8 protein-coding genes and 2 pseudogenes are annotated in these 15527 nt (G+C 58.6%); 7 read left to right on the forward strand and 3 right to left on the reverse strand.

The annotated features are described in order from the left end of the window. Window positions 1–40 precede the first annotated feature (40 nt). From EKH55_RS30225 to EKH55_RS28025, 3 genes and pseudogenes are all read right to left on the reverse strand, one after another. Window positions 41–1456, reverse strand: a pseudogene (locus EKH55_RS30225) (ImmA/IrrE family metallo-endopeptidase); the annotation flags it as partial. After that, complete coding sequence (locus EKH55_RS28020; protein WP_069456468.1) at window positions 1408–1968, reverse strand: hypothetical protein; 561 nt, start codon at window positions 1966–1968, stop codon at window positions 1408–1410. The gene EKH55_RS28020 and the pseudogene EKH55_RS30225, both read right to left, overlap by 49 nt. After that, the gene (locus tag EKH55_RS28025; RefSeq protein WP_131820448.1) at window positions 1961–2767 is read right to left on the reverse strand and encodes an RNA polymerase sigma factor; all 807 of its coding nucleotides are present in this window, start codon (window positions 2765–2767) and stop codon (window positions 1961–1963) included. Before EKH55_RS28025 ends, EKH55_RS28020 begins: the two co-directional genes overlap by 8 nt. A gap of 443 nt (window positions 2768–3210) precedes the next feature. Here EKH55_RS28025 and proA point away from each other — a divergent pair, with 443 nt between their 5' ends. The 7 genes and pseudogenes from proA to EKH55_RS28060 all read left to right on the forward strand — a co-directional run. Continuing rightward, window positions 3211–9195 (forward strand): anti-phage protein ProA, encoded by a 5985-nt coding sequence (proA, locus tag EKH55_RS28030; protein WP_069456475.1) that lies wholly within the window; start codon window positions 3211–3213, stop codon window positions 9193–9195. Between the two features lie 2 nt (window positions 9196–9197). Next, on the forward strand, window positions 9198–10322 hold the full coding sequence (locus EKH55_RS28035) for a metallophosphoesterase family protein (protein ID WP_069456471.1): 1125 nt from the start codon (window positions 9198–9200) through the stop codon (window positions 10320–10322). A gap of 384 nt (window positions 10323–10706) precedes the next feature. Beyond that, window positions 10707–11852 carry a coiled-coil domain-containing protein gene (locus EKH55_RS29570; protein ID WP_192803900.1) on the forward strand — a complete coding sequence of 382 codons (1146 nt, stop codon included), beginning with the start codon at window positions 10707–10709 and terminating at the stop codon, window positions 11850–11852. Window positions 11853–11884: 32 nt separating this feature from the next. Then, complete coding sequence (locus EKH55_RS29575; protein WP_069456473.1) at window positions 11885–12355, forward strand: hypothetical protein; 471 nt, start codon at window positions 11885–11887, stop codon at window positions 12353–12355. A 164-nt stretch (window positions 12356–12519) separates the two neighbouring features. Next, window positions 12520–14049 (forward strand): IS21 family transposase, encoded by a 1530-nt coding sequence (istA, locus tag EKH55_RS28050; RefSeq protein ID WP_083265143.1) that lies wholly within the window; start codon window positions 12520–12522, stop codon window positions 14047–14049. A gap of 11 nt (window positions 14050–14060) precedes the next feature. After that, window positions 14061–14798, forward strand: a complete 738-nt coding sequence (gene istB, locus EKH55_RS28055; RefSeq protein ID WP_069456397.1) for an IS21-like element helper ATPase IstB — start codon at window positions 14061–14063, stop codon at window positions 14796–14798. Beyond that, window positions 14791–15513: pseudogene (locus tag EKH55_RS28060) on the forward strand (ATP-binding protein); the annotation flags it as partial. The gene istB and the pseudogene EKH55_RS28060, both read left to right, overlap by 8 nt. Window positions 15514–15527 lie beyond the last annotated feature (14 nt).

Here is a 15527-nt window from a genome sequence, read left to right on the forward strand (position 1 = left end):
TGGAGGACGCCCCACGGAAGCGGTAAATCGATTGCTTTATGTCGCCGACCACCCAAAGATTGGTTCCACCCGGCTTGAGCTTCTCCAAAAGGGCGACACTGCTTCAGTTCACGTCCTGATATTCATCGACCAAGACGTGCTCGTAAGTTGAGGCAATCGCGGCTCGAACGTCCTCATTTTCGTCTAAAAGCTGAATTGGGAGGGTTACAAGGTCACCAAAGTCTAGCCGTTTCAATCCGGCCTTAAGCTCCTCATATCGCCGGTAAACGTTCGCGACTTCAATCTGCCGCTCCGCTTCCTTTTCCTCGTCAGGCGTTGACGCAGCCAACTTCATCGCCTGTGCAAGCCCGTCGAAGTCTGCAGGACTCGCCAATTCGTCCTTCGCCCGAGAGATGGCGGCCAATATTTTATCCAGATTCTCTGTCGGATCGCTAATATTGCGGAACTGGACCAGGTTTAGCCGAGGTGCCACGTCCTCAAGCAATTCAATGGCGTCGGCCTTGACGATCATCTTAGGATCGTCAGGCAGGCCGAGGCGGTCATGATGGCGCCTAATAATATCTAGCCCGAATGCGTGGAACGTGCCGATCCAGATGGCGGCTGCGGCGGTAGGGTTCACTTGCGCTACGCGATCGAACAGTTCGCCAGCAGCCTTATTGGAGAAGGTCAAGACCAGGATTCCGCGAGGATCGATCCCTTTATCCAAGAGCCAAAGAATTCGACCGACCAGCGTTTGCGTTTTACCTGTTCCTGGGCCGGCCTCGAGGAGATAGGCTGGCCCCCAGTGTTCCGCTGCTTCCTTCTGCCGCTTGTTGAGCGGGCGCGAGACTCTCGGCTCTTCCGCTTCGATGACCGGCTCGGGGAGCAACAAAGCATCTAGCATCTGTTGTGCCACGACAGCTTTGGAGGCGCCTAGCCGTTCCGCAATCTCATCGGCAGTTGCCTTTTCATTGATGTGGGCTTCGCGAGCCAATGTCCTGGGAAAGAGAAATTCTCGGGCGAAAAGATCCATTTGGACCTCGCGACGCTGGCGCCTGCTGTAGTCTTCAACGCGCTCGGCGCCGACTGGTGGCATCTCAGCAGCACGTGCGGGATCTATCGAAATGGCTTCGTCGCGAAGTGTGGCGTCGCCAAGTTCCACATGACCAAGTTCATGGGCCACAAGAAACGCGTCCTCAAAGGCGCTCCCGGTCTCCTCATGAATAATCAGCGGAAGGCTTGGATCATAGAGGGCACGCGCTCCGTTAAGAACGCTACTTCCTTTTGCGACGCGATCAATCTCAATCCCCCTCCGCGCCGCTTCGTGCTGGCTCAATGCGTAGGGGCTCCAAGCATCAACTCCTGCCTGAACCGCGGCTCTATTGAGTTCTTGGGCTCGTTGTCGCGCCAGCTCGACGGCATCCATGCTCAATCCTCCCGCAGGATATTGGCAATTTGCTCGGGAGTATGGCCGCATTCAGCGAGCAACTGTTCTATCGAAATCTTCGATTTCTGCTCTGGCTTCGCGTCGGATTTGAAGCTAGCGCCAACCGGCATCGCTTGCGGGCCTGCGAGGTACTCCACCAATCGCTCGACAGACGTGGCAAGCGCTCTGGATAGGCGTGTAGAAAAGGCGATTGGCAGCGACTGGATTTCAACTTTCTTGTCGCGGAGACCCATCAGCGCAGACGATTTTATGCCCAAACTGTGGGCAACTTCACGAGTAAACGACGCAGCTGTGATCGGCGCGTAGGTAGCGCCACCGGCAATAAACGCTGCCCACGCGGTATTGACGATCGCACTGTCGGTGTCGAAAACGTCTTCTTCCGTTGGATCAGCCATTTCCAACTCGAGCGATAAATCGATCAGTTCATTCGCCAGCTCTGGGTGCTGCTTCAGATAGAAATCAAGCGTAGCTTTGTCGTGAGATGGTTCTACGGCAAACGCGGAAAGTGTTTCCTCGGCGTTGTCTTTGCGTTGGTCAGGCATCTATCTCTTCCTCCGATAGAGCTGTCTTAAGTTTTTCAAAGGCGCGGTCACGTCGATTCCTTACCGTTTTCTCAACGCACCCCAGAATTTTGCAAATTGAGGGCTTGCTGGGGTCGTTTGACTCGATTGGATATTCTTTAAAAAGCAACGCAACGACATGGCGCTCTTTCTCAGGTAACTTCTTGATCGCTGCAAAAAGCCGGAACCGGTAATTTCCATCGTCGATTTTTGATGCGTCAAAAGGATCAAACACTCCTGCAGCCTTTTCAACCGCTGCGGATACCTCTTCATCATCGTCTGTTGAGAGAGGCTGTGAGCGATTTTCTTCATCTGCAGCTCCTTTTTTTCCTGTTGCTCGCAAGCTGGCGATCGCGTGGGAAAAATTGACCTCGAAGTAGTCGAGTCGCTCATCGTAGCCATCGCGATCGGCAATAAGGCGAGCCAAAAAACGATCGACAACATAATCTCGGACCTTTGTTCCGAAGGCTGTGATTGCGATCTTTCCGTTTGGAAGACGATAGATTTCGCTCCGCAGCGTCGCCGCGCTCTCCACTCTTGCCAGAAGAATGCGGAAGAGAGACTCGAAGAACCGATCGGAGTTGTCTCGCTTAGATCGCCGCATGAAGTGAAGGAGGCATTCTGAGGGGAGATATAGAGGATCTGTCTTTGCTCGAATTTTAGCGCGCTCGGCCAACTGGTCAGATGGTAAGCTTTCGAGTTGTGTGAGAATCGCCGTAGTTTCGGCGCGTCTTTCGTAGAGGCGGCCGTCTTTGCGATGTTTTCGTAATGGCTCAATCAAAAACGAATCCTTAGCTCGTTCAGGTTGAGGACATCATTTTGCTGAGCGATAACAAAAGCAAGAGCAAATTACAGGATACTAACAATGGCAACTGTACCCATAGGGATTAAAGGTATTATCGTCGCAACGCGGGACAGCATCCTTGCCGGAGAGTATTGTTGCTCATCTGTCGCAGTCCCCCTTCGAGAGACATCGAAGAAGGCGTTGAACTGGCGAGCAATGACTTGGAACCTGAGCAAACCGCGAGAGCCACGTGCTTTCACGGGGATACTGTTTGCCGCTTCTTTATTCGTTTGCTCCACGAGCGCGGATCAAAAGCGTTAGTGCACAGAATCCAAGTGCCGCAGTGGCGGGCAAAACCATTCAAAAAGTTATTCTGGTCCTAATATTAGTCTTCTTAAAGTTGAGAAACGTCGCTAATCTCCCGCTAGGGGGATATGACGATGCAGTTTTCAGAAATGAGTGGCAAGGAGAACCAAGAGGTCAGTAAGCCCGACAATCCTGCCATTGTTGCCGATATTGCCGCATGCTTCACCTATGCGTCCTACCAGAACGCAATCCCGGTCATCCGATCGATCTCGGTCGAGAACAATACGGACAGACACTTCGAGAACTGCCGCATAGAGCTGACGGCGTCGCCAGCTTTCCTGCGGCCGAAGTCATGGATCGTTGATTGCCTGGTGCCGGGGGATCGGCTTGTGCTCGCAGATCGAAAAGTGGAATTCGATCCAGGGTATCTCTCGGGGCTGAACGAAGCAGAGCGCGGCGAGATCACACTTCGCATTGCATCCGGCGGACAAACTCTGGACGAGCGGCGCCTTCCCGTCAGACTGCTCGCACGCGACGAATGGGGAGGGGTGGCCGACATGGTGCAGCTGCTTCCGGCCTTCGTCATGCCCAACGATCCTGGTGTGGCCACCGTTTTGCGAATGGCTGCGGAAAGGCTCAATGCTCATGGCCATTCAGGCGGACTGGATGGGTACCAGTCAAACAATCCCCAGCGCGCCTATATGCTGGCTGCGGCAGTCTACTCAGCGATTGCCGGGACCGGGTTGCACTATGCCGAGCCGCCTGCAAGCTTCGAGAATCGCGGCCAGAAGATCCGGCGTCCGAGCACGGTCGCTGAGGAGCGGCTCGCCACCTGCCTCGATACCACGCTTCTTTTCGCCGCCGGGTTGGAAGCTGCTGGGTTGAACCCGGTCATCTTGATGTTCGAGGGGCATGCTGCCGTTGGTGTGTGGCTTGCGAAGAGAACCTTCGCACATGCCGTGGAGCCGGACCAGATGGAGGTTCGCAAGGCCCTGGCATCGCGCGAGTTGATCGTCTTTGAAACGACTGGCGTGACACATCGGCCTGCCATGACGTTTGAAAGCGCGCTTCGGGCCCTGGACAGCCGGCTTGGAGTGGACGAGGCGCATGCTTTTGTGGCAGCTATTGATGTCAGGCGATCGCGTAGCGGCGGTATCATGCCTCTTGCTTCACATGAGCCTTTCCGCCGTAATGTCCAGGAGGATGACTCGGCCCCTGTGGCCGACTTGCCGCTTCCCTCTGCCCCCAGTTTCACAGAGATGCCGGCTGAAACCGTTGAGGTAAAACCAACCAACGCTGCCGGTCGCATCGATAGATGGCAGAAAAAACTGCTCGATCTGACGCTTCGCAATCGACTTCTCAATTTCCCGGATTCCAAGAAAACGATCCCATTTCTCTGCACCGACGTGGCCTATCTCGAAGATCGGCTGGCGAACGGAGCAGCAATACGCATCATATCCTTGCCTGAGCAGAACCCGCTCGGTGAACGGGATGCAGCACTTTATCGGGATGTCCATGGCCGGGATCTCCAACGTGGCTTCGCGGCGGAAGCATTGCTTCGGGACGAGTTGCCCTCGCCCCTCGACGTGCGCCAGCTCGAAGCTCGGTTGATCGATCTCTATCGGCAGGTTCGCAACGATTTCGCCGAGGGTGGCGCCAACACTCTTTTTTTGGCAGTCGGATTCCTCAGGTGGAAGAAGAAGCCGGAAGACGAGCGCAGCTATCGCGCGCCGCTTCTACTTGTCCCAGTCAGACTTGAGCGCCGCAGCGCCAGTTCACGCTTCACCATCCGCTTCCATGAAGATGAACCGCGGTTCAATGCGACACTCCTTCAGTTTTTGGAACGGGATTTTGACCTGTCCCTCCCTCAAATCAGCGGTGACCTGCCGCTCGACGACAATGGGATAGACGTGCCGCGCGTATTCTCATTGATGCGCCAGGCCATTCGCGATGTTCCGGGGATGGAGGTTGTGGACGAGACGGCCCTGTCGACCTTCTCCTTCGCCAAATTTCTTATGTGGAAGGATCTCGTCGAACGCACGGACGCCTTGCGCGAGAACAGGGTCGTTCGGCACTTGATCGACACGCCTGAGCAGGCATTTCATCAAGGAAGCGGAGAAACGACGTTTCGCGATGAGCGCGAGCTCGATCAGGCTTATGCGCCAGCGGACATCATCTGTCTTCTTCCATCAGACTCGTCGCAAACAGCGGCAAGCTTGGCCGCAGCCGAAGGGCGGGATTTTGTCATCGTTGGCCCGCCCGGCACGGGCAAGAGCCAGACGATCGCCAACATGATCGCCAACTGTCTTGCCGTTGGAAAGACGGTGCTGTTCGTCGCTGAAAAGACGGCCGCGCTCGACGTGGTTTATCGCCGCTTGCGGACACATGGTCTTGGAGATCATTGCGTCGAACTGCACTCGAACAAGGCTGATCGCCGCCATTTCCTGGGTCAACTGAAAGCGGCTTGGGAGCATGGTGGACGGAATGATGCGTCCGAATGGATCGCGATCAACGAGCGCCTTCGGTTGCGTCGCGACGAGCTGAATGCCTATGTCGGCGCACTGCACAGACGCTACTCAAACGGATGGACTCCGTATCTCGCGTTGGGCATCGCTCTCAAAGCTGCGGAGGCGCCTGCACCAGGCTTGTCGTGGTTGGAACGCGACGCACATGACTCACAGACGTTACGCGAGCTCGAAGAGCTCGCCAGCGAACTCGGTCTCGTCTTCGGTTCGGTTGAACGTCAGCCGGCACTTGACCTCATCAATGTCAACGAATGGAGTTCCGGCTGGCAGGATGGCGTAATTGCGGCAGCACAGTCGCTGCTGAATGCGATCGAACTGCTGGTTGACTCGGCGAATGGATTTGTCGCCCGCCTTGGCCTCAAACCGCAGGAGCGGCTGTCACGAATTGAGCTGCAGGCACTGTTAAGCTTGGCAGGGGTGCTGCAGAAATCGCGGGGCTATGACGTATCGATCGTCTTTGATCGGGATTTTCCCCGATGCGCGGAAGCGCTGGAAAGTCTCGCCAACTCCATCAATGCCTATCGAGAAGCAGAGCGCGGGGCTGCTGCTTCCTACAGTGCCGCCGCCGTCCGCGACCTCGAGGCTGACGTCCTGGATCGTCAGTGGCGTGAGGCCAGTGCTTCATTCTGGCCGAATGCGATGCTGGGCAAGCGCAAGGTTCAGAAGCTCCTCCAGAGCTATGCTGAGCAGGGCTCCGTGGATCCGGAACGGGATCTTCCCCTTTTGCGGCGCATGAAGGCTTGCCTTTCAGCGATCGATCAGAATCTCTTGAACGGCAAACCTCTGCCGGTCGGTGGTCTGACGACAGATGTTGGAGCCGTTGCGGCAGTGCTGGAAATTGCGCGGGAGCTCCGTGCGACAATCCCGCTACCGGGCCGCGATCAAGAAGAGACGCGGACGACGCTCCGCATTCTTGCGCCGTGTCTTCGCGCGGTCGTCCAAGACGATGTGGTCCGACATGCAGGCGACAGGTTTCTGGCGGCGGTCGATGGCATGAAGGAGGCGCAAAGGCGCTTCAGCACGATCGCCGGCCGCGACAGTCTTTTTGAAAAGAACGTCGTCGATCTCGCGACGCTGAGGGACAAACTCGATGCTCTTATCGGCGCAAGGCATCTGCTTCGTGATTGGTCAGCCTGGTGCCGGATCAGAAATCAGGCGATGCAGGCGAATCTGTCATCGCTGGTCGACCAGCTCGAAACAGGCGCGATCCGACCTGATGAAACACGGGCGGCGTTTCGCTTAGGCTATGCCAGGTGGTGGCTTCCAAAGGTCCTCGATGCCGACCCAGTTTTGCGAAACTTTAGGCGTTTTCAGCACGAGAATGCGATCAGTGAATTCCGCGACATCGACGATCTCGTGCGCTCACATGCGACCTCGCGCGTCATCAGTGCGATCGCCCACGGCTTGCCGCCAGTGCAGAGCGTTCCCCGTAATTCAGAGCTCGGGCTGCTGCGCTATCAGATGGAGTTGCAGCGACCGAGCCAGTCCATACGGGATATGATCAGCAAGATGCCGCAGAGCTTTTCCAAGCTGGCCCCCTGCATGCTGATGTCACCCTTGTCGATCGCTCAGTATCTGCCACCGAACCAGCAGTTGTTCGATGTTGTGATTTTCGACGAGGCGTCGCAAATTACGACCTGGGACGCTGTGGGCGCCATCGCGCGAGCCCGTCAGACGATCATCGTCGGCGATCCCAAGCAGTTGCCGCCGACGAACTTCTTCGGACGCAACGAGGAAGAGGAGGACGTCGCTGATCACGAGAAGGACCTGGAAAGCATTCTCGACGAGGCCAAGGCGGCAGGCATCCCTACTCGTGATTTGCGATGGCACTATCGCAGCCGCAGCGAGTCCCTGATCGCCTTCTCCAATCATCATTACTATCAGAACCGGTTGGTGACCTTTCCGTCGCCGGTCGTTGAAGACCGCGCCGTTCATCTGCGGAAAGTACCAGCGGGTGTTTATGATCGCGGCAAGAGCCGAACCAATCGACCAGAAGCGGATGCGGTCGTAAAAGAAGCCATTTCTCGAATGAAGACATGGCTCAAGTTGCCCGAAATCGATCGCCCGACGTTGGGAGTGATCACCTTCAACGCGCAGCAGCAATCGCTGATTCTCGATCTTCTTGATGCCGCGCGCCGCGATGAGCCGGAACTCGAGTGGTTTTTTGCCGAAGAGCGGGTCGAACCTACCATTGTCAAAAACCTGGAGAACGTTCAGGGCGATGAACGTGACGTTATCCTTTTCTCGATCACCTTCTGGAAGGATGCCGCAGGCAAGCTCACGATGGACTTCGGCGCACTGAACCGTGATGGAGGCGAACGTCGCCTGAACGTCGCCGTCACGCGCGCCCGGCAGGAACTTGTCGTATTCTCGGGATTCACAGCAGACCAGATCGACCCCACACGCACCAAGTCACTGGCCGTGCATCATCTGAAGACCTTCCTCGACTATGCCGAGCGCGGACCGGTCGCCCTGCCGGCTGCGGATATTGGCTCTGTTGGCGGTTTCGAGTCTCCTTTTGAAGAGGCCGTGGCGGCGCAGCTGGAACGGCGTGGCTGGCGTATCGTGCCGCAGGTGGGCATCTCCGGATTCCGGATCGATTTCGGTATCCTTCACCCGGACCTAGCTGGCACTTTCCTGGCAGGCATCGAATGCGACGGGGCGACGTATCACCGATCCGCCACCGCCAGAGACCGCGACAAGGTCCGTGAACAGGTGTTGAGAGGTCTCGGCTGGAACATACTCCGCGTCTGGTCGACCGATTGGTGGTTCGATGCCACAGGCTGCGCCGAGCGGCTTCATGGCAGCCTGGAGGCCCTATTGGAGGAGAGCCGGGCACGTCGTACTGCAGAAACAGAAAGCGCTGTGACCCGTTGGGATATGGGACACGAGGTTGAAGGGACCGAAGAAAATCATATCGACGAAACTACAACCTCCGTTGAGCCGATCGAGTTCCCGCCGGTCGCCTTCGAGGCTGAACGCGTTTCTGCGGAGGAGCGGCCACTGTCCAGCGAGCCGCAAACTCTGGAAATGCCACCCACGCCCACCTTGGCCAGCAACAAAACTTCGAACGAGCGGGGATACAAGGTCACCGATCTTTCCAGTTTCCGAGCCGAGCCAGATCAGTTTTTTGAATTTGGCTATCGCGATACCCTGCGCAGGATGATCGAGGCAGTCATCGAAACTGAAAGCCCGTTACGCGCAGACATTCTTGCCCAGCGTATATCCCGGGCGCATGGCTGGTTGCGCACGGGCGGGCGGATCAGGGAGCGGATAGATCTCCACCTCCGCGGTTATGACACGACCAAGGAGTCGAGCGGCGAATTCATATGGAAGGTGGGCACCGTTTCAAAGATCATGCCGTATCGGCAGCCGACCAGCGAGGACGCGCGCAGGTCGATCGCAGATATACCGCTTGCGGAACTTGCCTCTGTCGTCTCCGACAACCCAGATCTGCTGGATCAGCCAGACCCGGCGCGTGATCTGGCTCGGCTGCTCGGTGTCGAACGCCTTGCCGCCGTTTCCCGCGCACGGCTGGAAGAAGCAATTGCAGTGGCGCGGTCGCATGCGTCAACCATCCAAACACCTGAGTAGTCATGTTTCGGTTTATCCATTCTAGCGATCTTCATCTCGGAAAGCGTTTCGGCAACTTTGAGGGTGACTTGCCCAGCCGTTTGCGGGAAGCAAGACACACTGTAATCACGCGGCTGGCTGCACATGCCCGCGAGCAAAATGCAACAACAGTGCTGCTCGCTGGAGACACCTTCGATACCGAGACGCCTGCAGCGCAGGTGCGACGCCAGGCTTTTGCCGAGATGGCGCACGATCCCGCGATCAGATGGGTCATGTTGCCGGGAAATCACGACTCCCTGCAGGCCTCCCAGCTCTGGACCACGTTAAGGGCAGAAGCACCCGAAAACGTTTTGCTCGCGGTCGAGCCTCAGCCGATCGAGTTGGCGAGTGGTGTCGTCCTGTTCCCCGCACCCTGCACCACTCGTCGCCCCGGCCGAGACTTGACAGAATGGATGGATGGTCAAGCCACACCCGATGGCACGCTGCGCATTGGGCTTGCCCATGGTGCCATTCGCAGTTTTTCAGAAGAGGGTGCCGCCTCCGAGGTTATCGCGCCGGACCGGGCAAGACGCGCGAGGCTCGACTATCTTGCGCTCGGCGATTGGCACGGCATGGTGAGTGTGGATCCGCGAACCCATTATTGCGGCACGCCTGAGCCGGACCGCTTCAAGCATGAGGCGCCAGGCACGGCGCTCCTGGTTACGATTCCCGGTCCCTCGATGCTGCCCAAAATCCAGGCCTTGCCCACGGCAACGTTCGCCTGGCGAAGCCTCGATCTTCACCTGCTCGAAGGCGATACTCCGGAGGTTGCTCTCCATTCCCTGCTGCCGGCTTTGAGGGAACGCAGGAACTCGCTGATCCGACTGGTGGCATCGGGGCACATTCGCCTCGCAGCGCGCACGGAGCTCTTCGCTGCCGTTGATAGGGCCGTTCCAGATTTCGCTTTTCTGGAGCTAGACCAGGATGGATTGGTCACGGAATGCGAGCTCGAAGACCTGGACCAGATCGATCGCGGCGGCGCCCTGCGTGAGGCTGCCAATGCGCTGCTTGCCGAGTCCACCGATGAACGTCGACCCTTGTCTGAGCGTGAGATTGCGCGAGCGGCCTTGATGCGTCTCTACTCCTACACACAAGCGATCACGCCATGAAGATCTCAGCCCTGCGCCTTTTCAACGTCAAACGGTTTGGCGGCCGCGGCGTTGCCATCGAAGGCATTGGAGATGGCGTGAACGAGCTTCGAGGCCCTGCATGCACTCTTCTTCCAACCCCATTCCGGCACCCCTGGCGATGTTCAGAGACTGCGCCCCTATAGTGGTGGGAACCCGTTGGTCGAAGCCGATATCACGACCGGCGAGGGCAGCTTCCGAATTACCAAGCAGTATTATGGTGGGCGGTCAGCCCGTGTGGTGCATCTTGGATCCGGCCGTCTCGTCGCTCAGGCGGATGAGGCAGAGAACTTCATCAGCAGCCTCATCAGGGGAGGTACCTCCGGACCTGCGGGTCTCCTCTGGGTGCGCCAGGGTATCACCGGCATGGAGAAGCGAAGCCGGACCGAGGAGGAGGGGGAGAAACAGGTCCGTCAAGGTCTGCTCGAATCCGTCCAGGGCGAGGTGGAAGCCGTCACCGGCGGGCGCCGGATGGCCGAGATCATGGCGGCCGTGAAAGAGGCCCTGTCAGACATGGTCACGGCGACCGGGAGACCAAAAACTGGCGGTCGCTATGCGGCTGCGATCGAGGAACGGGATCGGCTTGCCGCGGATGAGGGGCGGCTGGCAGCCGAGGTGACCCGATTGCGCCAAGCGCTGGATCAACGCGCGACCGCAGCAGCGAGGCTTGTCGAACTCGACAGTCCTGCGGAAAGAGAAGAGCGCAGGACGGCCATTCAGGCAGCCCAGAGCAGGTTTGATGCCGCCAAGGCGCAGAACGAAAAACTGAAGACGGCAGAAGCGGAACTAAAGCTTGTCCGTGAAAGGCGAAACGCAGCAGAGCGGGAATTCAAGGCGTTTACTGAAGCTCGGGAGAAGGCAGCCCTTCTGCAAGAAGAGGTAGCTTCTGCAGAGAACAATAGGGCTGAAGCGATAAAGCGGCGCCGGCAGGCGGCCGATGCGATCGAAATGGCACGTGAGAACGTGGATCTCGCGGAGGCTGAGGAGCAGAAGGTCCGCGAGCGGCTAACCCACTTTGAGGCGGCAACAAAGGCACGTGAGGCGTTCGAGCGCCTGGCTGATCTGAAGCAGCGATTGGCCGAGGCAGAGAAGGTCCGTCAGAACATTGAAGAGGGTGAGGCTCAACTCGCACTCATGCAAATCCCGACAAAATCCATCGAAGAGCTGCAGGCATGCGAAGTCGAAATCGCCAAGTTGCGTGCTATCGATGAGGCAGCTCGCCCATCAGTCTCAATCCATTACGAGGCAGATGCGGCCGGAACGGTGACCCTCGACGGCAAGATTTTGGCAGATGGGGAAGACCGGACCTACGACGGACAGGCTCGTCTTGACGTCGCAGGAATTGGGACAATCACCCTGCGTTCGAACCGCCCCGGCCGGAACCACAATCAAATAGTGCAGGCAGAAGCGGTGCGAACCGCTCTTCTTGCCTCAATGGGCGTCGATAGCCTCTCTGCAGCGCGAGACAGGCAGGCCAAGGCACAGCAGGCCGATGCTGACTTACGGGGTTGAAAGACCGGCTGTCCTTCATTGCTCCAGAGGGCTTGGCGAAACTGAGAGAGGAAGTCGAAGCAGGTAACACCATCAGCCTTGAGGGTCTCGACTTGGATGAGGATCCGGCGCTCCTACGCACTGCGCTGGCACAAGCAGAAGAACGCCGCAAGCAGGCACGCCTCGCCCTGCGTGAAGTCGAGCCAGACCAGTCTCGTGCCGATGACGCGTTCGTCGTCGCTGAAACGACGCTGGCGTCTCTGATTTCCGATCAGGCGCAGTTTGCTGCGATCCTCGGGCCTGAAGAAGCGCGTGCTGAGCGTGGGCGCTCGTTGTTGGCTACGCTCATCGATCTAGATCAATCGCTTTCGGAGGCTGAGGCCCATGCCCTCAAACTCGGCACAGATGCCGGTGATCTCGCGTCAATCGAGGCGGCGCTGACGCGCGCTCGCTCGGTCGAAGCTGCGGTCGGCAAGGAGATCAATGCGCTTCGGGTGCAAATTCCGAGGCAAACCGCCCCCTGATTCCGAAATGATCTCGCCCCTCCATTCCGAGAAATAGTCGCCCCCTTGTTCCGAGATGATGCCGCCCCCTTTGGCAGGGATGTGGCGTGGGGGTTCTGCCGGTGTGAAGTTCCTTCCGTCGATGTTGACGAGGAAGGAACGGGATGCCTGCGGAGAGACTGGAGATGCGGCGTGTCCGCGAGATACTGAGATATCGTTTCGAACAAGGACTGGGCCACAAATCGATTGCGGTTCGGGTCGGGGCAGCACCGTCGACGGTGCGCGAGACGCTGCGGCGCGCAACGCTTGCGGGTCTTTCGTGGCCGTTGGGTGATGACGTGAGCGATGCCGTCCTGGAAGCGGCGCTCTACAAGGCGGCGGGGACGAAGACGGGTCATCGTCGCGCGCCGGAGCCGGACTGGGCGCAGGTCCATCGCGAGCTGAAGCGCAAGCACGTGACGCTGCAAATTCTCTGGGACGAATACATGAGCCGTTATCCCGACGGCTACCGCTACAGCCGGTATTGTGACCTCTATCGCGGCTGGGCGCTGAAGCTGCCGGTGACGATGCGGCAAGATCATGCTGCCGGCGACAAGCTGTTCGTCGATTATGCCGGCGACACGGTCACGGTCGTCATTGATCGGCTGTCGGGCAAGACGCGGCAGGCGCACTTGTTCGTGGCGGTCCTGGGAGCGTCCAGCCTTTCGTTTGCGCAGGCGCGCTGGACAGAGACACTACCCGACTGGATCGAATGCCATATTCAGGCGCTGGAGTTCTTTGGTGCTGCGCCAGCCTTGCTGGTTCCCGACAATGCCAAGGTGGCGATCATCAAGGCATGCCACTTCGATCCCCAGGTCAACAGGACCTATAGCGCAATGGCGGCGCACTATGGGAGCGCTGTTCTTCCGACACGGCCGCGGCGGCCGCGCGACAAGGCAAAAGTGGAGGCCGCGGTTCGTATCGTTGAGCGTTGGTTGCTGGGTCGCCTTCGCCATCGGGTCTTCTACAGCCTGGCCGAGGTGAATGCGGCGATCGCCGAATTGCTTTACGACCTCAACGACAAGCGTGTCCTGCGCCGGGTTGGCGTTACCCGCCGCCAACTGTTCGAAGAGCTTGATCGTCCGGCTTTGCGGCCTTTGCCTGTCGAGCGCTATGTCTTCGCCGAATGGCGTATCCGGCGTGCCGGGCTGGATTACCACGTCGAGATCGAACGGCATTATTATTCCGTTCCCTATCGCTTTGCCCGCGAGCAGGTCGAGGCGCGCATCACGGCCAATACGATCGAGATATTCCACAAGGGCGAGCGGATTGCCGCTCACCGCCGCGCGAGCGGTAACGGCAAGCACACGACCATCCCCGATCATATGCCCTCGGCGCATCGTCGTTTTGCCGACTGGGCGATTGAACGCATTCGGCGCGAAGCCTCTGCCATGGGGTCGGATGTCGGCCTGTTGTGCGATCGCATCCTTGCCGATCGGCCGCATCCCGAGCAGGGCTTTCGCGCCTGCCTCGGGATTATCCGTCTCGGCAGAAGCTTTGGCCGCGACAGGGTCAATGCCGCCTGCGCCCGGGCGCTGGAGATCGGGGCCCGGACCTATGGTTCGGTGCGCTCCATCCTCGACAATCACCTCGACCGGACAGCGGACTCAAAAGGAGCCGCGTCGCGTGAACCCATCCACCACGAAAACATCCGCGGACCTCGCTACTACCACTAAGGAGAAGGAAAATGCTTGCTCATCCGACACTTGATAGACTGAACGCCATGGGCCTGGCCGGCATGGCAAAGGCCTTCGGCGAACTCGTCGCCAACGGCGAAGCCGAACATCTCTCGCATGCTGAATGGCTTGGACTGCTGCTCGAGCGGGAATGGAGTTCTCGTTATGACCGCAAGCTTGCCGCGCGCCTCAGATTCGCCAAGCTCCGCCACCAGGCTACTCCGGAGGATGTCGATTATCGCGCCGAACGCGGCCTTGACCGTGCGCTCTTCATGAAGCTGCTCGGTGGTGACTGGATCGGCGCTCACGACAATCTCGCTATCTGCGGCCCCTCAGGCGTCGGAAAGAGCTGGTTGGCATGTGCCCTCGGCCATAAGGCTTGCCGCGACGACCGTTCCGTTCTCTATCAGCGTGTCCCTCGGCTCTTTGCCCAGCTCGCGCTCGCCCGCGGTGACGGCAGATACGCCAGGCTGCAACGCACCCTGGGCCATGTTCAGGTCCTGATCCTGGACGACTGGGGTCTTGAGCCGCTCAACGAACAGGCCCGTCACGATCTTTTGGAAATCCTTGAGGACCGCTACGGCCGCCGATCGACGATCATTACCAGCCAGCTCCCCGTATCCGCCTGGCATGGCGTCATTGGGGACCCCACCTACGCCGACGCCATCCTGGATCGCCTCGTACACAACGCCCACCGCATCGAGCTCAGCGGAGAAAGCCTACGTCGAAATCTGCCTCGAAAAGCTTGACACCGGAATTGAACGAACTGACAACAATCACTGCCCGCAGACCCCGCTGAAACAGGGGGCGAGATCATCCCGGAATCCGGGGGCGCAATCATCTCGGAACAAAGGGGCGGCTTCATCGGAATCGGCACTTCGGGAGACCATGGCCGGACTGAACGCAGAGATACGGGCACAATCAGAAGAGGCTGTGGAAGAGAAGTGCCGGGAGACTTCGGAGGCACTCACTGCTGCGAACGCGCGGATGGCTGCATATGAGAAGGAGGTGGCTGTCCTCCAGCGCGTGACCACCGCCTTGGAGAATGCCAGGTCCGAGGCTCAGGAGCTCTACCTCAAACCTGTTATGGCTGAGCTCGGACCGCTGCTTCGACTGCTCTTCGACGATGTTGCGATCACCTTCGACGACAAGACGCTTCTACCCCAGACCATCCTGCGCAATGGGCAGGAAGAGGATGTCGATCGCCTGAGCGGTGGGATGCGGGAGCAGTTGTCCGTCCTGACGCGGCTGGCTTTCGCCCGGCTTCTCGCCCGCGACGGCCGCCCCGCACCCGTTATCCTCGATGATGCGCTGGTGTATTCGGACGACGACCGCATCGAGAAGATGTTCGACGCACTCCACAGGCAGTCTCGAGACCAGCAGATTATCGTGTTCTCCTGTCGCCAACGGGCGTTTCAGAAGCTCGGAGGAAACGTGCTGCAGATGACGGATTGGCAGCCGTAAAACCGCGTCCAATA

Source organism: Sinorhizobium alkalisoli (genome assembly GCF_008932245.1).
GTDB lineage: Bacteria > Pseudomonadota > Alphaproteobacteria > Rhizobiales > Rhizobiaceae > Sinorhizobium > Sinorhizobium alkalisoli.

What these genes read in the sequence shown, in the direction of transcription:
- istA (WP_083265143.1), top strand. Translation starts at nt 12,520, where the DNA reads ATGCGGCGTGTCCGCGAGATACTGAGATATCGTTTCGAACAAGGACTG.
- istB (WP_069456397.1), top strand. Translation starts at nt 14,061, where the DNA reads ATGCTTGCTCATCCGACACTTGATAGACTGAACGCCATGGGCCTGGCC.
- EKH55_RS28020 (WP_069456468.1), bottom strand. Translation starts at nt 1,968, where the DNA reads ATGCCTGACCAACGCAAAGACAACGCCGAGGAAACACTTTCCGCGTTT.
- EKH55_RS28035 (WP_069456471.1), top strand. Translation starts at nt 9,198, where the DNA reads ATGTTTCGGTTTATCCATTCTAGCGATCTTCATCTCGGAAAGCGTTTC.
- proA (WP_069456475.1), top strand. Translation starts at nt 3,211, where the DNA reads ATGCAGTTTTCAGAAATGAGTGGCAAGGAGAACCAAGAGGTCAGTAAG.
- EKH55_RS29570 (WP_192803900.1), top strand. Translation starts at nt 10,707, where the DNA reads ATGGAGAAGCGAAGCCGGACCGAGGAGGAGGGGGAGAAACAGGTCCGT.